Origin of the sequence: Lysobacter niastensis (assembly GCF_031457115.1) — a bacterium.
In the GTDB taxonomy this organism is placed as follows: domain Bacteria; phylum Pseudomonadota; class Gammaproteobacteria; order Xanthomonadales; family Xanthomonadaceae; genus Lysobacter_J; species Lysobacter_J niastensis_A.
Genome location: NZ_JAVDVY010000001.1, coordinates 1,432,747 through 1,452,370, shown reverse-complemented (window position 1 = coordinate 1,452,370; position 19,624 = coordinate 1,432,747). Strand labels below are relative to the sequence as shown.

General features: G+C 66.5%; 14 protein-coding genes and 1 tRNA gene. 3 read left to right on the top strand and 12 right to left on the bottom strand.

From position 1 onward, the window contains the following. The first annotated feature begins 3 nt into the window (after positions 1 to 3). From J2X06_RS06645 to J2X06_RS06635, 3 genes are read left to right on the top strand one after another with little or no spacing between them, the layout of a single operon-like run. Positions 4 to 1,509: an efflux transporter outer membrane subunit gene (locus J2X06_RS06645; RefSeq protein WP_430539513.1), complete on the top strand. Its 1,506-nt coding sequence runs from the start codon at positions 4 to 6 to the stop codon at positions 1,507 to 1,509. Then, positions 1,506 to 2,690 (top strand): HlyD family efflux transporter periplasmic adaptor subunit, encoded by a 1,185-nt coding sequence (locus J2X06_RS06640; RefSeq protein WP_310059904.1) that lies wholly within the window; start codon positions 1,506 to 1,508, stop codon positions 2,688 to 2,690. The genes J2X06_RS06645 and J2X06_RS06640 overlap by 4 nt, the downstream gene beginning before the upstream one ends. Positions 2,691 to 2,725: 35 nt before the next feature. Beyond that, positions 2,726 to 4,303 carry a DHA2 family efflux MFS transporter permease subunit gene (locus J2X06_RS06635; RefSeq protein ID WP_310059901.1) on the top strand — a complete coding sequence of 526 codons (1,578 nt, stop codon included), beginning with the start codon at positions 2,726 to 2,728 and terminating at the stop codon, positions 4,301 to 4,303. Positions 4,304 to 4,324: 21 nt separating this feature from the next. Here the strand turns inward: J2X06_RS06635 and radA are convergent, their stop codons facing one another. The 12 genes from radA to murJ form a co-directional block, all read right to left on the bottom strand. Next, positions 4,325 to 5,734, bottom strand: coding sequence for a DNA repair protein RadA (gene radA / locus J2X06_RS06630; protein ID WP_310059898.1), 1,410 nt, complete (start codon positions 5,732 to 5,734; stop codon positions 4,325 to 4,327). An 82-nt stretch (positions 5,735 to 5,816) separates the two neighbouring features. Next, positions 5,817 to 6,098, bottom strand: a complete 282-nt coding sequence (locus J2X06_RS06625) for a hypothetical protein (protein WP_310059894.1) — start codon at positions 6,096 to 6,098, stop codon at positions 5,817 to 5,819. 305 nt (positions 6,099 to 6,403) lie between these two features. Beyond that, positions 6,404 to 9,577, bottom strand: coding sequence for an efflux RND transporter permease subunit (locus tag J2X06_RS06620; protein WP_310059892.1), 3,174 nt, complete (start codon positions 9,575 to 9,577; stop codon positions 6,404 to 6,406). 9 nt (positions 9,578 to 9,586) lie between these two features. Next, complete coding sequence (locus J2X06_RS06615; protein WP_310059889.1) at positions 9,587 to 10,567, bottom strand: efflux RND transporter periplasmic adaptor subunit; 981 nt, start codon at positions 10,565 to 10,567, stop codon at positions 9,587 to 9,589. Beyond that, positions 10,564 to 11,841, bottom strand: coding sequence for a TolC family protein (locus J2X06_RS06610; protein WP_310059885.1), 1,278 nt, complete (start codon positions 11,839 to 11,841; stop codon positions 10,564 to 10,566). The genes J2X06_RS06615 and J2X06_RS06610 overlap by 4 nt, the downstream gene beginning before the upstream one ends. 52 nt (positions 11,842 to 11,893) lie before the next feature. Beyond that, positions 11,894 to 12,226, bottom strand: a complete 333-nt coding sequence (locus J2X06_RS06605; RefSeq protein ID WP_310059882.1) for a hypothetical protein — start codon at positions 12,224 to 12,226, stop codon at positions 11,894 to 11,896. Between the two features lie 192 nt (positions 12,227 to 12,418). Next, positions 12,419 to 12,494 (bottom strand) — tRNA-Thr (locus J2X06_RS06600). Positions 12,495 to 12,578: 84 nt separating this feature from the next. After that, positions 12,579 to 13,529, bottom strand: coding sequence for a 4-hydroxy-3-methylbut-2-enyl diphosphate reductase (gene ispH / locus J2X06_RS06595; protein ID WP_310059878.1), 951 nt, complete (start codon positions 13,527 to 13,529; stop codon positions 12,579 to 12,581). Between the two features lie 78 nt (positions 13,530 to 13,607). Further along, the gene (gene lspA, locus J2X06_RS06590) at positions 13,608 to 14,105 is read right to left on the bottom strand and encodes a signal peptidase II (protein ID WP_310059876.1); all 498 of its coding nucleotides are present in this window, start codon (positions 14,103 to 14,105) and stop codon (positions 13,608 to 13,610) included. Continuing rightward, entirely contained in the window at positions 14,105 to 16,918 is a 2,814-nt protein-coding gene (gene ileS / locus J2X06_RS06585; protein ID WP_310061302.1) for an isoleucine--tRNA ligase, read from the bottom strand. Before ileS ends, lspA begins: the two co-directional genes overlap by 1 nt. Positions 16,919 to 16,970: 52 nt before the next feature. Then, positions 16,971 to 17,951: a bifunctional riboflavin kinase/FAD synthetase gene (locus tag J2X06_RS06580; protein WP_310059873.1), complete on the bottom strand. Its 981-nt coding sequence runs from the start codon at positions 17,949 to 17,951 to the stop codon at positions 16,971 to 16,973. A 64-nt stretch (positions 17,952 to 18,015) separates the two neighbouring features. Next, complete coding sequence (gene murJ, locus J2X06_RS06575; RefSeq protein ID WP_310061298.1) at positions 18,016 to 19,608, bottom strand: murein biosynthesis integral membrane protein MurJ; 1,593 nt, start codon at positions 19,606 to 19,608, stop codon at positions 18,016 to 18,018. Positions 19,609 to 19,624 lie beyond the last annotated feature (16 nt).

Genomic DNA, 19,624 nt, shown 5'->3' with positions numbered 1-19,624 from the left:
CCCATGGCCTTCCTCCCCCCTCGCCCGCCCAGCGGGCTGAAGCCCGTGTTGACCGCATTGACCGTGGCGCTGATCCTCGCCGGCTGCGCAAGCTCGCGCGGCCTGGCGCCCGAAGGACGCCTGCTCGATGCCGACTCGCTGCAGACGCAGCGCAGCCTGTCCGGCGCGGCAGCGTCCGATGCCGCATTCCCCACCCAGGACTGGTGGACATCGCTGGGCGATGCGCAGCTCGATGCGCTGATCGCCGAAGCGCTGGCAGGCACGCCGAGCCTGGACGCCGCCGACGCGCGCGTGCGCCAGGCCGTCGCCCAGGCCGGCCTGGTCGATGCCGCACGCAAACCGACCCTGACCGGCACCGCGCAATATTCGGGCGTGCAGTTGCCGGAGACCATCGCGCCGGAGCCGCTCGGCGGCAGCTACCTGGGCGTGGGCGTGCTGGGGCTGGGCTTCAACTACACCTTCGACCTGTGGGGCGGCGAACGCGCCCGCTGGCAGGCCGCCGTGGGCCAGGCCCGGGCCGCGGAAGTCGACGCACAGGCCGCGCGCCTGACGCTGTCGTCGAACATCGCCCGCGCCTACGTGATGCTGGCGCAGGCGTTCTCCGCGCGCGACGTCGCCGTCGCCGACCACGAGCGCGCCGACAAGCTGCTGCAACTCGGTCGCCAGCGCGTGGCCGCAGGCCTCGACAACCAGTTGCAGATCCGCCAGGCCGAAAGCGCGCTGGCGAGCGCCGAGCAGCAGATCCAGGCCAGCGAACACGAAGTCGAGATCACGCAGAACGCGCTCGCCGCGTTGCTCGGCAAGGGACCCGATCGCGGCCGCGACATCGCCCGCCCGACCTTGCTGAAGGCCGCCTCGCCGAAGGTGCCGTCGATGCTGTCGAGCGAACTGCTGGGCCACCGCCCCGACGTCGTCGCCGCGCGCTGGCGCGTGGAGTCGGCCCGACACGGCATCAAGGCAAGCAAGGCCGCGTTCTATCCGACGCTCAACCTCACCGCGATCGTCGGTCTGGCGGCGGACAACGTCGGCGACCTGTTCAGTAGCGATGCGCTGCTGATGGCGGGTGGCCCGGCATTGAGCCTGCCGATCTTCGACGGCGGACGCCTGCGCAACCAGCTCGCCCGCAGCGATGCCGAGTACGACCTCGCCGTCGCCCAGTACAACCAGACGCTGGTGGGCGCCGTGCGCGAAGTGACCGACGCCGTGCAGTCGGCACGCTCCTTCGATGCGCAGATCGTCTCGGCCACGCGTGCACGCGATGCCGCGCAGCAGGCCTGGGACATCGCCTCCAAGCGCTATCGCGCTGGCCTTGGCACGCAACTCGACGTGCTTGCCGCGCAGCGCCCGCTGCTCGACCTCGACAAGCAGCTCACCGTGCTGCGCGCGCAACGCGTGGCCGCATCCATCGACCTCGATCGCGCCCTCGGCGGCGGTCTGGTCCTGGCTGCTCCCGATTTGAACAACGATTCGAACGACTCCAACGATCTCGCCAAGGCCCCCACGCCATGACCACCGAAATGAATCCCAACGGCGCCGTCGCGGCGCAGAGCAACGGCAAGCGCAAGAAGGCGCTGATGATCCTGGCGACGGTGGTCGTGATCGCGGGCCTGGCCTGGGTGGCCTGGTATCTGCTGGTCGCACGCTGGCACGAGGACACCGACGATGCCTACGTCCAGGGCAACGTCGTCAGCATCACGCCGCAGACCATCGGCACGGTCGTCAGCATCGGCGCCGACGACGGCATGAAGGTGACGGCCGGACAGGTGCTGGTGCAACTGGACCCGAACGACGCCAAGGTTGCCTACGAACAGGCCGTCGCCAACCTCGCCAACACCGTGCGCCAGGTGCGCGGCCTGTACAGCGCGGTCGATTCCGGCCAGGCCGATCTCGCCGCGCGCCAGGCCAGCGTCGAACGCGCACGCGCCGACCTCAAGCGTCGCGAAGGCCTGGTCAGTGACGGCGCGGTGTCGGCCGAAGAACTGGCCCATGCACGCAACGAACTGGCCGTGCTCGAAGCCGGCTTGCGCTCGTCCAGCGGCAATCTCGCCCGCAATCGCGCGCTCGTCGACGCCACCCAGGTCGGCAACCAGCCGCAGGTCCAGGCCGCGGCCGCGCAGGTGCGCCAGGCTTATCTGAACCTGCAGCGCTCGGCGATCGTCGCGCCCGTGACCGGCTACGTCGCCAAGCGCGCCGTGCAGCTCGGCCAGCGCGTGCAGCCGGGCACGACGCTGATGACGGTAGTGCCGCTCAACGAAGTCTGGGTTGAAGCCAACTTCAAGGAAACGCAACTGGCCAAGATGCGCATCGGCCAACCGGTCGAACTGCATGCCGACCTGTACGGCAAGGACGTCACCTACCAGGGCAAGCTCAACAGTCTTGGCCTGGGCACCGGCAGTGCCTTTGCGCTGTTGCCGGCACAGAACGCCAGCGGCAACTGGATCAAGATCGTGCAGCGCGTGCCGGTGCGCATCGAACTCGATTCGCAGGAACTAGCCAGCCACCCGCTGCGCCTGGGCCTGAGCATGAGCGTGGACGTCGGCATCCGGGATCAGAACGGCGCGGTGCTTGCGGATGCCCCCGCCGGCAAGCCCGTGTTGACGACCGATGCCTACGCCAAGCAGTTGGCCGATGCGGACGCGCTGATCCAGAACGTCATTCGCAGCAACATGGCCGACGGCCGTCATAGCTGATCAGTCGTAGCTGATCAATCACAGGGTCTCTTTCGATGTCGGCCACTACAGCCAACGCGACGCCGGCCACGCCGGCGCCGCAGGCAGGATTCCGTCCACCCAACATCGCGCTTACAACGCTCGGCCTGGCGCTGGCGTCGTTCATGCAGGTGCTGGACCTGACGATCGCCAATGTTTCGCTGCCGACGATCTCCGGCAATCTCGGCGGTAGCGCCAACCAGGCGACATGGGTCATCACTTCGTTCGCGGTGAGCAACGCGATCGCCCTGCCCCTCACGGGCTGGCTGACGCGTCACTTCGGCGAGCGCAAACTGTTCGTGTGGGCGACGTTCCTGTTCGTCATCGCGTCACTGCTGTGCGGCCTGGCCAGCAGCATGGGTCTGCTGGTCGCGGCGCGTGCGCTGCAGGGTTTCGTCGCCGGGCCGATGTACCCGATCACGCAGGCCCTGCTGATCTCGATATATCCAGCACACAAACGCGGGCAGGCCATCGCACTGCTGGCGATGGTGACCGTCGTCGCGCCGATTGCAGGCCCGATCCTCGGTGGCTGGATCACCGACAACTACAGTTGGGAATGGATCTTCTTCATCAACGTGCCCATCGGCCTGTTCGCCAGCGCGGTGGTCGGCAGCCAGTTGCGTGGACGCCCCGAGCGGCTGGAAAAGCCGAAGATGGACTACGTCGGCCTGATCACACTGGTGATCGGTGTCGGTGCGTTGCAGATCCTGCTCGACCTGGGCAACGACGAGGACTGGTTCCGCTCGCAGCTCATCGTGTGGCTGGCCATCGTCTCGGCGATCTCGCTGGTGGTGTTCGTGATCTGGGAACTCACCGACAAGGACCCCATCGTCAACCTGCGCCTGTTCCGCCACCGCAACTTCAGCGCCGGCACGGCGGCGATGGTGGTGGCTTATGCCGCCTTCTTCAGCGTCGGCATCCTGGTGCCGCTGTGGTTGCAGCGCAACCTTGGATTCACTCCGATCTGGGCTGGCTTCGCCACCGCGCCGATCGGCATCCTGCCGGTGATCCTGACGCCATTCGTGGGGCGCTACGCGCACAAGTTCGACCTGCGCTGGCTGGCGACGATCGCCTTCATCGCGATGTCGATGACCAGCTTCGCGCGTTCGGGCTTCAACCTCGACGTCGACTTCCACCATATCGCGCTGGTGCAGTTGTTCCAGGGCTTCGGTGTGGCGCTGTTCTTCATGCCGGTGCTGCAGATCCTGCTGTCGGACCTGCAACCGCACGAGATCGCCGCCGGCTCGGGTCTGGCCACCTTCATGCGCACGCTGGGCGGCAGCTTCGCCGCATCGCTGACGACCTACGCATGGACCGAGCGCGGCGCCGTCCACCACGCGCACATCACCGAGAAGCTGTCTGCCTACGACCCGGCCACCACCGGCATGATCGCGCGATTGGGAGGAGGCGACTTGCAGCGGGGCGCGGCGATGCTGGAGCGGATGATCTCCAACCAGGCCACGCAGATCGGCTTCAACGAGATCTTCCACCTGCTGGGGCTGATCTTCCTCGCGGTGATCGTGTTCGTGTGGTTCGCCAAGCCGCCGTTCACGCCGAAGGTCGGTGGCGCCGCGGAGGCCGCGGGCGGCCACTGACCTACCACCCTCGAGGGTGCTTCAAGTTCCGACTTGCAACGCGTCCGCGAGCCGTTCCACTCCGATCACTTCCATCTCGCCAACGCGCCCGGACTTGGGCGCATTGGCCTTGGGCACGATCGCGCGCTTGAAGCCATGCGTAGCAGCTTCCTTCAGCCGCTCCTCGCCATTGGGCACCGGCCGGATCTCGCCCGACAAACCGACCTCGCCGAAGGCCACGGTGCGATCCTCCAGCGGCCGGTCGCGCAACGACGACAGCACCGCCAGCAGCACAGGCAGGTCCGCGGCGGTTTCCTGCACGCGGATGCCGCCGACCACGTTGACGAACACGTCCTGGTCGCCGACTCCGATGCCGCCATGTCGGTGCAGCACTGCCAGCAGCATCGCCAGGCGGTTGCCTTCCATGCCCACCGCGACACGGCGCGGGTTGGACAGCGGCGAGGCATCAACCAGCGCCTGCACTTCGACCAGCAGCGGCCGCGTGCCTTCGCGCGTGACCATCACGCAGCTGCCCGGCTGCGGGCGCTCGCTGCCGGACAGGAAGATGGCCGAAGGATTGGGAACCTCGCGCAGGCCTTTCTCGCCCATCGCGAACACACCCAGCTCATTGACGGCACCGAAGCGATTCTTGAACGCGCGCAGTACGCGAAAGCGGCTGCCGCTCTCGCCTTCGAAGTACAGCACCGCATCGACCATGTGTTCGAGCACGCGCGGACCGGCGATGCCACCTTCCTTGGTGACGTGCCCGACCAGGAACACCGCGGTGCCGGTTTCCTTGGCGTAGCGGACCAGCCGGGCGGCGCTCTCGCGCACCTGGCTGACCGAACCCGGCGCGGCACTGAGCTCCTCGGTCCACAGGGTCTGCACCGAGTCGGCCACGATCAGGCCCGGACGCATCTTCACCGCGTGCTCGAGGATGCGTTCGACACCGGTCTCGGCCAGTGCGTGCACGCCATCGACCGGAACGCCCAGGCGCGCGGCGCGGCCGGCGACCTGGGCCAGCGATTCCTCGCCGGTCACGTACAGTCCGGGCAGCGTCTGCGCCATCTTGCTGATGGCCTGCAGCAGCAACGTCGACTTGCCGATGCCCGGGTCGCCACCGACCAGCACCACCGAACCGTGCACGAGCCCGCCGCCCAGCACGCGGTCGAACTCCCCGATGCCGGTGCCGACCCGCGCCTCTTCCGAGTGACTCACGTCCCTCAGGGCGGTGACCGCGGGCGCATCGGCCTTCCCGGCCCAGCTGCTGCGCCGGCTGGCGGCGACGCCGCCGGCCGACTTGCCGGCGGGTTCGACTACGAATTCGCCCAGCGTGTTCCAGACCCCGCACTCGCCGCACTGGCCCTGCCATTTGTTGTGGTCGGCGCCGCACTCGGAGCAGACGTAGGCGGTGCGGGCTTTGCTGGCGGACTTGATCGCAGGCTTGGTCATGTAAGGCAGGCACGACAGGGACGTGCCTGCACTGTACCGGTGCGGCGTCTCGCCACGCGAGACCCAGCGGCTCGCCGCCGCGCTAAGCCGCGAAACGCCGGTGGAATTCCGGGTAGAGCGCGCTCAACTCATGCTCGGGGGCGCCGAGCAGGCCGGCGACATCCCCTTGTGGGACGATGCTGTACCCGCGCGCGTCGATGTCCTTGGCGATGCCCTGCCAGTCCAGCCGGGGCATCGCGGCATCGCTGTCAATGATCCAGCCAAAACGCAGCTCACCCAGCGCCGACATCTCCTCGTCCGGCAAGGCCGCGCCACTGGGGGCGACCACATAACCGTCATCCTTGCCCACTACGAAAACATCCATCCGCATGGCCAACACCCTGTCGATCCACTCAAAACAGGCGCCATGGTGGCGAGGCTTTGGCTAAGAAACGGTGAATGTGTCATTGCAGCTGTATGAAACGGTTCAGGACGCGGCAGATAGCGGGGCGCACCGCACATAACAAACTAAAAGCCCCGCTTTGGCGGGGCTTTTAGTCGGCTGGCGCAAGGCCTTCGGATTATTGGACGGCGGTTGGTTGCCGTCGGGGTCCCATGGTGAAGGAAACAGGAGTCGAACCTGCGACCTGCGCATTACGAACCTCGCTACCGTCCAGGGACGCCCAGTGGTCAGCCCGGAGCTGGCGCCGCGGAGCTACGGTGAAGCCATCGGTACAGCGCCGGCAGGACCACCAGCGTGAGCAGCGTCGAGGAGATCACGCCACCGATCACCACAGTCGCCAGGGGACGCTGGACCTCAGATCCGGCACCGACGTTGAGTGCCATCGGCACGAAACCCAGCGAGGCGACCAGCGCGGTCATCAGCACCGGTCGCAGGCGACCGAGCGCGCCGTCGATGATCGCATCGTCGAGTTGGGCACCGTGCTCCCGCAGCTTGCGGATGAAGGCGATCATCACCAGACCGTTGAGCACCGCCACGCCCGACAAGGCAATGAAGCCCACTCCCGCCGAGATCGACAGCGGGATGCCGCGCAGGGCCAGCGCGATCACGCCCCCGGTCAATGCCAGCGGCACGCCGCTGAAAACGATCGCCGCATCCCTGGCCGACCCGAACGCCATGAACAGCAATCCGAAAATGATCACCAGCGTCACGGGCACCACGATGGCCAGGCGTCGACTGGCGGAGATCAGCTGTTCGAACGTGCCGCCGTACTCGATCCAATAGCCCGTCGGTACCGTCACCTGCGAGCCAACGCGCCGTTGCAGGTCGGTCACGAAGCTGCCCAGGTCGCGATCACGCACGTTGGCGCTGACCACCACCCGGCGCTTGCCGTTCTCGCGGTTGATCTGGTTGGGCCCCAGCTTCGATTCGATCTTCGCTACCTCGCGCAGTGGGACCGTGCGCGGCGTGCCCGCCTGCCAACTGGCTTCGCGGTCCGACTCATCGGCCTGGCCGCCCCGGCCCAGCGGAATCGGCAGGTCATGCAGTGCCGCCGGGTCCTGGCGCTGGCCTTCAGGCAGTCGCACCACCATGTCAAAGCGTCGGTCGCCCTCGAACAGCTGGCCGGCCACTTCTCCTCCCACCGCCGTCGCTACCGTGTCCTGCACGTCGCCAGGATTGAGACCGTAGCGCGCCAGTGCCTGGCGATCGGGCAACACGGTCAGTAGCGGCAGACCGGTCGCCTGCTCCGTCTTGACGTCGGCAGCGCCCGGAACAGTCGCGACCACCCGTTGCACCCGGGCAGCCAGCCTTACGAGCTGGTCGAGATCGTCGCCATAGATCTTCACCGCGACATCGGAGCGCACTCCCGAGATCAGCTCGTTCGTCCGCATCTGGATCGGCTGGGTGATCTCGTAGTTGTTTCCCGGAATCTCCGCTATCGCCGACTCGACCTCCTTGAGCAGCGTGTCCTTGGACTTGCGCGGGTCGGGCCAACGATCGCGCGGCTTGAGCATGACAAACGTGTCGCTGACATTCGGAGGCATCGGATCGCTGGCGACCTCGGCCGTACCCAGCTTCGAGAAAACGCGCTCGACCTCGGGGAACCTTCCGAGCCTGGCTTCGAGGATTTCCTGCATGCCAACGGCCTGGCTCAGGCTCGTGCCGGGAATGCGTATGGGCTGGACGACGATGTCGCCCTCGTCCAGGTTGGGGACGAACTCGGTACCCAGCCGCGGGGCCACCAAACCGCACAGGACTGCCAGCACCGCGGCGCCCGCGATCACCGGCATCCGTCGACGCAGCGACCACTCCAGCAGCGGCCGATAGCGTCTCCTGGCCGATGCCAGTATCCGGTTCTCCTTCTCCTCGACGCGCCCGCCGAGGAATGTCGCGACGGCTGCGGGCACGAAGGTAAGGGAGAGCATCATCGCTCCCGTCAATGCCAACACCACCGTGATCGCCATGGGATGGAAAAGCTTCCCTTCGATCCCGCTCAGCGCAAATATCGGCAGGTATACGGCGGTGATGATGCCGACGCCGAACAGGCTGGGGCGGATGACTTCGGTCGTGGCAGACGCGGTCAGGTCGAAGCGTTCCTCATCGGTCAACGCGCGCCCGAGCTGGTGCTGCATCTCACCGAAGCGGCGCAGGCAATTTTCGATGATGATCACTGCGCCGTCGACGATCAGGCCAAAGTCGAGCGCACCCAGGCTCATGAGGTTGCCCGACACGCCGCCTCGCACCATGCCGACGATGGTGAACAGCATCGCCAACGGAATGACGGCCGCAGTCACCAGCGAAGCCCGGACGTTTCCGAGCAGCAGGAACAGCACCACGACCACCAATAGCGCGCCCTCGATGAGGTTCCTGGCCACGGTCTTGATGGTGCGATCGACCAGCGCAGTCCGGTCATAGACCGCTTCGGCCCTGACTCCTTCTGGCAGGCTCGCGTTCGCCGCCTCCAGCCTGGCGCCGGCGGCCTGCGACACAACACGACTGTTGGCGCCGACCAGCATCACGACGGTGCCGATCACCACTTCGCGTCCGTTCTGCGTCGCGGCACCGGTTCGCAGCTCCTCCCCCTCCCCCACCACGGCGACGTCGCGTACACGGATCGGTACGCCCTCGCGCCGATCGAGCACGATGTCGCGGATGCCATCGAGATCGGACACCTGTCCAGGCACTCGCACCAGGAACTGTTGTCCGTTGCGTTCGATATACCCCGCGCCCACATTCTTGTTGTTGGCCGCAATGGCGCCCACGACGTCGTGCAGGGTGAAGCCCAGGGCGACCAGCTTGGCCGGATCAGGCGTGATGTGGATCTGACGCTCGAAGCCGCCGATCGTGTTGACCTCGGTCACGCCGGGCGTGATGCGCAGTTGCGGCCTGATGACCCAGTCCTGGAGCGTGCGCAGATCGGTCGACGTGTAGGCCGTGCCGTCGCTCTTGCGCGCTTTGGCGTCGGCTTCGACCGTGTACATGAAGATCTCGCCCATGCCGGTGGCGATGGGTCCCATTTCCGGTTCGAGGCCACCCGGCAGCTGCGACTTCGCCTGCTGCAGGCGCTCGGACACCTGCTGTCGCGCGAAGTAGATGTCCGTACCGTCCTGGAATACGACGGTGACCTGCGACAACCCGTAGCGCGACAGCGAGCGGGTGTAGTCCAGGTTCGGAAGGCCCGACAGTGCCGTCTCGATCGGGAAGGTGACGCGCTGCTCGGCCTCCAAAGGCGAATAGCCCGGTGTTTCGGTGTTGATCTGCACCTGGACGTTGGTGATGTCCGGTGTGGCGTCGATCGGCAGCCTGGTGAAGCTCCACGCACCCAGCCCGACCAATGCCAGGGTGAGCAGAAGCATCAGCCATCGATGTGCAATCGAGAATCGGATGATCTTGTCGAGCATGGCGGTCCCTCAGTGCTCGTGCTCGGCGGACGATTTCTCGATGTCCGCCTTGATGAGGAAACTCTGCTCGACCACGACCTGTTCCCCGGCCTTCAGACCAGACAGAATCTCGGCGCGTGCAGCATCACGGCGCCCGACTTTCACCGGGCGCGTGAAATAGACGTCGCCCCGCCGCACGTACACCACGTCCTCCCCGTCCGCGGTCTGCAGCGCGGTCAGGGGCACTACCAGTTCAACCGACTGTCGATCGACGGTGACACGCGCCTTGACCGCCGAACCAGGACGCCAGAGGCCGTCGAGGTTCCTGATCGTGGCGCGTGCGACGGTGCTCTGGCTGGCGGTCGCGGTGCTGGGCAGCACACGCTCCAGCGTGGTTTCCGCGGTCACGCCGTCGCTCATTCGCGTCACCGCCACGGGAACACCCGCGGCGATGTGCTGGGCGTCACTGCCGAAGATGTGCAGATCGACCCACAGCTCGGACAGGTCGGCGACCTCGAACAGGGGCATGGCCTCGTCGGCCACCGCGCCAACCGTTGCATTGCGCGCAAGGATGACGCCGGAAAGTGGCGCCGGGACGGCGTAGTCGGACAGACTGAGGTTGCTTTCGATGATCGCCAATGGCTGGCCGGCGCGTACCCGGTCACCCACATTGGCGTGCAACGCGCGGATCGGCCCCGGGAAGCGCGCCATGACCTTGGCGGCGCGCCCTTCCACCGGCGTCAGAAGCCCTTGCACCTCGTGCTCGTCGGCGATCACTCCGGGACCCGCGATCGCAACCCGAATGCCGGCGGCCTGCGCCGTTTGCGCGACAATTCTGGTTTGCTCAGGTGCCTGCGCATGCTCCTGGCTTTCCACATGCGTACTGCCGTCCCCGGCATCGGCATCATGCGTGTTGTCGCCGTCGGCCGCGCCGTCCCCCTGCGAACGATCGCCGCAGGCCGACAGCAACGCGATCAATAGCACCGTCACGGTGCAACGCTTCCAGTTCATGGTGTTTCTCCCTGCTCGCGCTGCACCGGATCGGTCACGAACGGTTCTCCGGTCAGGCGCTGTATTTCGATGAGGGCGCGCTGTGCGTCCAGCGCGGCGTCGAGTTGTTGCTTGCGGGCGGCGGTGCCTTCGGATTGCAGTTGCGCCCATTCGAGGTAGCTGATGGCCCCTGCGCGATAGGCGCGCTCTGCGGCGGCCTCGGCGCGGGACAGCTTTGGGATCACATCGGCTTCCAGCCGCTGGACCTCCAACTGAGCCGACAGATAGCGGCCGTGGGTCTCGGCGAGGGTCGAATACAGCGACAGGCCCTTGGCTTCGCGCTCGATTTCCAGCGATACGACCTCGGCTTCGGCCTCGCGAATGTCCGGTTCGGCGCGGCGACGACTGCCTATCGGCATCGACAGGCTGCCGACCAGCGCGACGTCGTCCGTCGCCTGGAATCGGCGAACACCGACTTGCCAGCCCAGGTCGGGCGCGGCTTCACTGCGTGCCAGCTGCAGGCGCGCTTCGCGGATGCGACGCTCATCGGCGAACCGGGCCAGCTCCGGAGTGCGATCGAGCAGGTCGCTCAGGGCAGCGAAATTCTCCAGGCGCGGGAGCGAGAGCGGATCGGCCGCCACGATTTCGAACTGGGGGTCCCGCTCCCCCCACAGCGCCGCCAGGTGCTGGCGGGCCGCGACCGCGCGCTGCAAAGACCTGGCGAGGTCCAGCTCAGCCCGCGCCAGCGCCGCCTGCGCGGTGAGCAACACCGATTCGGGCGACGCGCCGGCCTGCAGGCGATGCCTCGCAGCCTGGACCGTGCGCTGACGCTGGCGGATATCCAACCGGGCAATGTCGCCCTGCTCCTGCGCCGCCACCATGGCGAGATAGCGTCGGGCCACCTCGGCAAGCAGATCCAGCCGCTGCGCCTCGCGCTCGACCGCCAGCGCGTCGATGCGGTTTTGCGCCAGGGCACGTCGTGCATCGAATTTGCCGCCGCGCTCAAGCACCGACGCGAGCGTCAGGGTGAGCTCGACGCTTTCCAGGCCGCTGGCATCGCCACTGCCAAAGGCATTCTCGAGTTCGGCCCCCGCGACGACAGGCGGCCGCAGGCTTGCCCGGTCCAACCCGGCGACAAGGACATCACGGCGCACGCTGAGCAGGCGCAGCTCGGGATGGGATTGATCGACCCGCGCAAACGCGGCATCGAGAGTCAGTCGTTCACGCGCCTGCCCGAGTGCAGAGGCACACGGCGCAAGCGCCAAGGTGGCCATGGCCACCAGACGCAACCACATTGGAGTTTCTCCGGTGAGACAACGGGATCGGCCGGCAAGCCGGCGGACAACGTCACATCACGATCGGAGGTCGGAAGCCCACCGGGTAGGCCGTCGGTTCGAACTTCAGCGAAGGCCCGGGCGACAGCCTTGTGGCCGTCTGGAATGTCGCTAACACCTTCAGCGGTGGCGTCATCGCGACGGTGTGCGCGCAACATTCGTTGCAGTTCTGCGCAGGGCAACAGTTTTCAGTCCCGGAGTGCGGCACCTGCGCCACGGCCGGCTGATACTGCGTCGCCAGCAACTGCTGGGCGTCACTGATCTCGCAGGCTGACGCCAGAACCGGCTTCATCACCATGCCCAGCACCAACAGCCCCAGCACGACAACGTGCAGGGCCTGCGGCAAGCGGAGACGAAGAAGGATAGACATCGTGCAATAGGCTACCGATGCGGGCGCACGTAACACAATCTCAGCCGTTAATGTCCGCGCGCACGAAGGCCGGCAACTCCGCCGGCAGCATCGACAATCGTGTCGTTACGCAGCACCAAATAAAAAGGGCCTGCAGGCCGAATTTGCGCTGCAAGCCCTTGATTTTTATGGTGCCGGAAATAGGAATCGAACCTACGACCTACGCATTACGAATGCGCCGCTCTACCAACTGAGCTATTCCGGCGAATCTCTTGGGTTCCGGCTTGGTCGGCCGGACCTACGGAACGTTCCGTGAGCCGCGAATTCTAGGCGCTGCGCGGCGTTCCGGTCAATTGACCAACTGCAGCCTCAGCTCCTTGGGCAGCGCGAAGACCATGTCCTCCGGCTCTCCGTCGAGCTCGGTGACGTGCTGCGCGCCCAACTCGCGCAGGCGCTCGATCACGCCTCGCACCAGCACGTCGGGCGCCGAGGCACCGGCGGTCACGCCGATCCGCTGGCGTCCGCGCACCCAATCCGGGTCGATCTCGACCGCCCCATCGATCAGGTAGGCCGCCACGCCCTCGCGCTCGGCCAGCTCGCGCAGGCGATTGGAGTTGGAGCTGTTGATCGAGCCCACCACCAGCACCAGGTCGCAGCGGGAAGCCAGTTCGCGCACGGCATCCTGGCGGTTCTGGGTGGCGTAGCAGATGTCGTCGTTCTTGGGTCCCTGGATCGCCGGGAACTTGGCCTTCAGCGCCTCGATCACGACCCGGGTGTCGTCGACCGACAACGTGGTCTGGGTGGTGTAGGCCAGGTTGTCGGGCTGGTCGACGACCAGCTCGGCGACATCGTCGATGTCCTCGACCAGATAAATGCGTCCCAGGCCCGCTTCGCGACTCCATTGGCCCATCGTGCCCTCGACCTCGGGATGGCCTTCATGGCCGACCAGGACCATGTCGCGGCCGGCACGGCACTGGCGGGCCACCTCCAAGTGGACCTTGGTCACCAGCGGACAGGTGGCGTCGAACACCTTCAGCCCGCGATGCTGGGCCTCCTCGCGAACGGCCTTGGACACGCCATGCGCGCTGAAGATCACGGTGGCGCCGTCGGGCACCTCGTGCAGTTCCTCGACGAAGATCGCGCCGCGATGCTTCAGGTCGTCGACCACGAAGCGGTTGTGCACCACCTCGTGGCGCACGTAGATCGGCGCGCCCAGCGTCTCGATGGCGCGTTTGACGATCTCGATGGCGCGGTCGACACCGGCGCAGAAACCGCGGGGATTGGCGAGCAATACATCCATAGATTCGACAGTCCAGTACGTCGACCGGGCCTTTGGGCGGGGAAGTGAATTGTACTCTCCCTTCTCCGGCCCCAACCCTTACCTGCCGGTCCGGGCGTCCTTGCCGAACAGGCCGAACAGCGCGATGCCGATGGCCCCGGCGACGATCGCCGAATCGGCGATGTTGAAGGCCGGCCAGTAATGGTCGCGCCAGTACCACTGGATGAAGTCGACCACGTGGCCGTGCAGCAACCGGTCGATCACGTTGCCCAGCGCCCCGCCGATGACCAGCGAGTACGGCAACGCATTCTTCCAGTCGCGGCGCGACGTGCGCGAGAGCCAGTAGCCCAGCAGTGCGCTGATCGCCAGCGCCAGGACGACGAAGAAATACTTCTGCCAGCCGCCGGCATCGCTGAGGAAGCTGAATGCCGCGCCGGTGTTGTAGGTGCGGTACCAGTTCCAGACGCCCTCGATGACCGGCACGGCGGTGTGTTCGGGCAGTGAACTGAGCACCCACAGCTTGGTCACCTGGTCGAGCATGATGACCACGACCGACAGCACCAGCCAAGACAACGCGTTGGGACGCACTGGCGTCATCAGAACCACTCCCTGTTTTCGCCCGCACCGGCGACATTGGTCACGCAACGTCCGCACAGCTCCGGATGCGCGGGATCGCTGCCGACATCGGCACGGTAATGCCAGCAACGCACACACTTGGTCTTGGTGGAGGGCGTGGCGAGCACGGCGATGTCCTTGGCGGCATCGTCGGCAATGACCTCGACGTCGCCGCTGATGAACAGGAAGCGCAGCTCCTCGGCCAGCGGGGCCAGCCAGTTCTGGTCGGCAACGCCGCAACGCAGGCTGATCTCCGCTTCCAGTGCGGCACCGATCTCTCCGGCGGCGCGCATCGGCTCCAGTGTCTTGCTGATCTCCTCGCGCAGCACCAGAAGACGGTCGAAATCCTCGGCCGACAGCGGCGCGTCCTCTGGCAGCACGGCCAGGCCGTCGTACCAGGTGGTGAACAGCACATTGTCCTCGCGCTTGCCGGTACCGCTATTGGCTGGCAGGTGGCGCCACATCTCGTCGGCGGTGAAGCTCAGGATCGGCGCGATCCAGCGCACGAACGCCTCGGCGATGCGGTACATCGCGCTCTGCGCCGAACGGCGTCCGCGCGAGTCCTCCTGCATCGTGTACAGACGGTCCTTGGTGACATCCAGGTACAGCGAACCCAGATCGACGCTGCAGAAGTTCGACAGCATCTGCACGATCTCGGCGAAGTCGTAGCGCTCGTAGGCCGAAGCGATGCGGTCCTGCAGCAACGCGGCGCGGTGCACAATCCAGCGGTCCAGCGCGACCATGTCCTCCAGCGGGCGCAGGTGCAACGCCGGATCGAACCCGTGGAGATTGGCCAGCAGGAAGCGCGCGGTGTTGCGCATGCGGCGGTAGACGTCGCCATTGCGCTTGAGGATGTCGTCGGAGACGGACATCTCGTTGCGGTAGTCGGTCGAGGTGATCCACAGGCGCAGCACGTCCGCGCCCATCGCATCGATGACCTTCTGCGGCGCCAGCGTGTTCTGCAGCGACTTGGACATCTTCTTGCCCTGCGCATCGACGGTGAAGCCGTGCGTCAGCACCTGGCGGTACGGCGCCACGCCGTCCATGGCCACGCCGGTCAGCAGCGAACTGTGGAACCAGCCGCGATGCTGGTCCGAGCCTTCCAGGTAAAGGTCGGCGGGCTTGTGCAAGCCGTCCTGCGGGCGCTGGCCGAGCACGCACTCGTGGCTGACGCCGGAATCGAACCAGACGTCGAGGATGTCGGTGACCTTCTCGTAGCTGGCGGCCTCATCGCCCAGCAGTTCTTCGGCAGTCATCGCGTACCAGGCGTCGGTGCCTTCCCATTCCACCTTCTCGGCGACCTGGCGCATGATCTCGGCCGAGCGCGGATGCGGCTCGCCGGTCTCGCGATGGAAGAACAGCGCGATCGGCACGCCCCAGAAGCGCTGGCGCGAGATCGTCCAGTCCGGGCGGCCTTCGATCATGTTGTAGATGCGCGCCTCGCCCCACTCCGGAATCCAGGCGACCTTGCCGATCTCGGCGAGCGCATCGCGACGCAAGCCGGCCTGCTCCATCGAGATGAACCACTGCGGCGTTGCGCGGAACGCGACCGGCGTTTTGTGGCGCCAGCAATGCGGATAGCTGTGGGTGAGCTTGTGCGACGCAAGCAGGTGTCCGCTTGCGTGGATGACATCGACGATCGGCTCGTTGGCCTTCCAGATGTGCAGACCGGCGAGGGTCAGGCCGTCGGCAGGCGGCGTCGACGGCAGGTACACGCCACGTGCATCGACGGGGTTGATCTGCGCGGCGGTGTAGCGATCGATGAGCGCGTACTTCAACGCGACGGCATAGTCTTCCTGGCCGTGACCCGGCGCGGTGTGGACCACGCCGGTGCCATCCTCGGCGGAGACATGGTCACCGACCAGCACCGGCAATTCGCGCTCGGCGTAGAACGGATGCTGTAGCAACAGTCCTTCAAGGTCGTTGCCCAGTGCGCGACCGAGCACAGTCACGTCCTCCACGCCATAGCGCGCCAACGCCTTGCCGACCAGCGCCTCGGCCAGCACCAGCAGGCGGCGGCCGCCATCGGCCGCACGCGGTCCTTCGACGAGCACGTAATCGAGTTCGGGGCCGACCGACACGGCCAGGCTCGCCGGCAGGGTCCACGGTGTGGTCGTCCAGATGGGCATGGCCACGCGCACGTCGTCCCCCACGGTCACGCCGAACAATGCGGCCAGCGCGCTCGGGCGCTTCGCGTCGTAGGCGACGTCGATGGCCCACGACTGCTTGTCGGCGTATTCGATCTCGGCTTCGGCCAGGGCCGAACCGCAGTCGAAGCACCAGTGCACCGGCTTGGCGCCGCGCACCAGATGGCCACGTTCGACGATCTTCGCCAGCGAACGCATGATGTCCGCCTCGTAGCGGAAATCCATCGTGCGGTATGGGTTCTCCCAGTCGCCGAGCACGCCCAGGCGCTTGAAGTCACGGCGCTGCAGGTCGATCTGCTCGGCGGCGTACTCGCGGCACTTCTGGCGGAACTGCGCCGCATCGAGCTTGTCGCCGACCTTGCCGTGCGCCTTCTCGACCTGGTGTTCGATCGGCAGGCCGTGACAGTCCCAACCCGGCACGTAGGGCGCATCGAATCCAGCCAACAGCTTGGATTTGACCACTGCGTCCTTGAGCACCTTGTTGACCGCGTGGCCGAGATGGATCGAGCCGTTGGCATACGGCGGACCGTCGTGCAGCACGAAGCTGCGCTCGCGCTTGCCTGTTTTCTCGCGAATGCGCTGGTACAGCCCCTCGCTTTCCCAACGCGCGAGCGTTTCCGGTTCGCGCTTGGGCAGGTCGCCGCGCATCGGGAAGTCCGTCGCGGGAAGATGCAGGGTGGACTTGTACTGGTTGGAATCGTTACTGGTCACAGCGGGCGCTCACGCGATGGCTCGTTGTCGAACCGTGTTGATGTTTCAGGAGGATGGCACGCGCCTGCTCGGCGTCGTGGTGCATCTGCGCGGTCAGCGACGGCAGATCCGCGAATTTCACTTCATCGCGCAACTTGGCGACGAACTCGACTTCGATGCGTCGGCCATACAGCTCCTCGTCGAAGTCGAACAGATGTGCTTCGAGCAACGGCTCCACGCCGGCCACGGTCGGCCGCGTGCCCAGGCTCGACACCGATGGCCATGGATGATCGGCGACGCCGTGCACCCGGGTGGCGTAGATGCCCGACAGCGCCGGAGCCTTGCCGGCGAAGCGCAGGTTGGCGGTGGGAAAGCCGAGCGTCCGGCCGAGTTGCTTGCCCGGAACGACATGCCCATCGATCGCGTACGGCCGACCGAGGAAACGCGCCGCGGTCGCGAAATCGCCCGACACCAGCGCCTCGCGGATGCGGGTGCTCGACACGCGTTCGCCTTCCAGCATCACCGGTTCGATCTCGCCGGCCACGAAGCCGTGCATATCGCCCATGCGCTGAAGCAGCGCGATGTCGCCCGCCCGCCCTTTGCCGAACCGGAACTCCGGGCCCACCCAGACTTCGCTCGCGGACAGGCGCCCGACCAGCACCGTGGCGACGAACTGCTCGGCGGTCAGGCTGCTCAGACGCCGATCGAAACGCAGCAGGCCGACCTGCTCCGCGCCCAGCGAGAACAACTGCTCGGCCTTGGCATGCGGCAGCAGCAGACGCGGCGGCGGTGCCGCCTGCGCGAAGAACTCGCGCGGCAACGGCTCGAAACTCAGCACTACCGCCGGCAAACCGATCGTGCGTGCGCGCGCGACCGTGTGGCGCACCAACGCCTGATGCCCGAGATGCAGGCCGTCGAAAGCGCCGATGCAGACCACACTGCCGTGCGGGCACCGGGGCCCGCCCTCGACGTCACGAAAAAGCCTGCTCATTGCCCTGAAGTATAGCCGCGATGCCGATTCATAAAGGGATCAAAGGGATACGTCACCGGGCTGTTCAGTGCTCGCGCAGATCGCGGGGGCGGAATCCCATCGCCAGCAGCGCCAGCAGGTAAACCGCGGCGCCGCCGCCCACGAGCGCCGCCAGGTAACCGATGCGCTCCCATTTCCCGATGGCGGTGAAATCCGGCGTCCAGTACAACGCGGCCAGCAGCGCGAAGGCCATCGCCGCGCAGGCCGTGCCCAGGCGCAGCAGGTAACGCGCCCAACCCGGCTGCCGGTCGTAAACGCCAGCCTTGCGCAGCCAGTGCCACAGCATCGCCAGGTTGATGTAGCTGGCGGCGGCGCTGGCCAGCCCGAGCGCCACATGCAGGCCCGGGGTCTGCGCGAGTGCCGCCATCACGCCCTCGCTGCGCGCCTGCGGTGTCGTCCACACGAAGTAGAGCACCATCAGGAACAGGCCGTTGAGAACCATGTTGGCGATCAGCGACGCCACGCCCGCACGTACCGGAGTGCGCGTGTCCTGCCGGGCGTAGAACGCCGGCAGCACGATCTTGACCAACGCGAAGGCCGGCAGGCCGAAACTCAGGCCGAACACCGACATCGCCGCCATGCGCGTGTCGAAAGCGGTGAACTTGCCGTGCTGGAACAGCGTCGCCACCAGCGGCTGGGAAAGCAGCATCAGGCCAATCATGGCCGGCACGGCGATCAGCAGGGTGGTGCGCAGCCCCCAGTCCAACGCCTTGGAAAAGCCGGCGTGATCGGTATTGACGTGATGGCGAGACAGCGTCGGCAGGATCACCGTGCCCAACGCGATGCCGAACACGCCCAGCGGCAATTCCAGGAAGCGGTCGGCCTGCGACAGCCAGGTCTGTGAGCCGGTGTAGAGCAGCGCCGCGATCACGGTATCCAGCAGCAGGTTGATCTGCGCGACCGACGAGCCGAACAGCGTCGGCACCATCAGCTTGACCACCTTGCGCACGTCGGGATGGCGCCAGCCCCACTTGGGCACCGCCAGCAGATCGAGCTTGGCCAGCGCCGGCAACTGGAACAGCAACTGCGCGATGCCTCCGAACAACACCGCCCAGCCCAGCGCCAGGATCGGCACCTCCAGCTTCGGCGCCAGCCACAGCGCGCCGGCGATCATGCTCAGGTTAAGAATGACCGGCGTGAAGGCCGGCAACCCGAAGCGGTGGAAGCTGTTGAGGGCGCCGCCGGACAGCGCGGTCAGCGACACGAACAGGATGAACGGGAACGTCAGCCGCAGCAGCTCGACGGTAAGCTCGAACTTGGCCGGATCATGGTGCGCGCCCAGGTTGAACAACTGGGCGATCTGCGGGGTGAAGATCAGTCCCAGCGCCGTCAGGATCAGCAGCACCCCGCCCAGCGTGCCCGATACCCGCGACACCAGTTCCTTGAGGTCGGAGTGCGTCCGGGTCTCCTTGATCTCCGTGAAGACCGGCACGAACGCCGTCGAAAACGAGCCTTCCGCAAACAGCCGGCGCATGAAGTTGGGAATGCGGAACGCCACCCAGAAGGCATCGGTGCCGGCGTTGGCGCCGAAGGCCTGGTTGATGGCGATATCCCGGATCAGGCCCAGGACGCGCGACACCATCGTCATGCTGCTGAACGACAGCAGCCCCCTGATCATCTTCGGTGCGGTCACG

What these genes read in the sequence shown, in the direction of transcription:
- J2X06_RS06645 (WP_430539513.1), top strand. Translation starts at nt 4, where the DNA reads ATGGCCTTCCTCCCCCCTCGCCCGCCCAGCGGGCTGAAGCCCGTGTTG.
- radA (WP_310059898.1), bottom strand. Translation starts at nt 5,734, where the DNA reads ATGACCAAGCCTGCGATCAAGTCCGCCAGCAAAGCCCGCACCGCCTAC.
- ileS (WP_310061302.1), bottom strand. Translation starts at nt 16,918, where the DNA reads ATGCGCGGCGACCTGCCCAAGCGCGAACCGGAAACGCTCGCGCGTTGG.
- J2X06_RS06615 (WP_310059889.1), bottom strand. Translation starts at nt 10,567, where the DNA reads ATGAACTGGAAGCGTTGCACCGTGACGGTGCTATTGATCGCGTTGCTG.
- ispH (WP_310059878.1), bottom strand. Translation starts at nt 13,529, where the DNA reads ATGGATGTATTGCTCGCCAATCCCCGCGGTTTCTGCGCCGGTGTCGAC.
- lspA (WP_310059876.1), bottom strand. Translation starts at nt 14,105, where the DNA reads ATGACGCCAGTGCGTCCCAACGCGTTGTCTTGGCTGGTGCTGTCGGTC.
- J2X06_RS06620 (WP_310059892.1), bottom strand. Translation starts at nt 9,577, where the DNA reads ATGCTCGACAAGATCATCCGATTCTCGATTGCACATCGATGGCTGATG.
- J2X06_RS06635 (WP_310059901.1), top strand. Translation starts at nt 2,726, where the DNA reads ATGTCGGCCACTACAGCCAACGCGACGCCGGCCACGCCGGCGCCGCAG.
- J2X06_RS06610 (WP_310059885.1), bottom strand. Translation starts at nt 11,841, where the DNA reads ATGTGGTTGCGTCTGGTGGCCATGGCCACCTTGGCGCTTGCGCCGTGT.
- J2X06_RS06580 (WP_310059873.1), bottom strand. Translation starts at nt 17,951, where the DNA reads ATGAGCAGGCTTTTTCGTGACGTCGAGGGCGGGCCCCGGTGCCCGCAC.
- murJ (WP_310061298.1), bottom strand. Translation starts at nt 19,608, where the DNA reads ATGATCAGGGGGCTGCTGTCGTTCAGCAGCATGACGATGGTGTCGCGC.
- J2X06_RS06640 (WP_310059904.1), top strand. Translation starts at nt 1,506, where the DNA reads ATGACCACCGAAATGAATCCCAACGGCGCCGTCGCGGCGCAGAGCAAC.
- J2X06_RS06625 (WP_310059894.1), bottom strand. Translation starts at nt 6,098, where the DNA reads ATGGATGTTTTCGTAGTGGGCAAGGATGACGGTTATGTGGTCGCCCCC.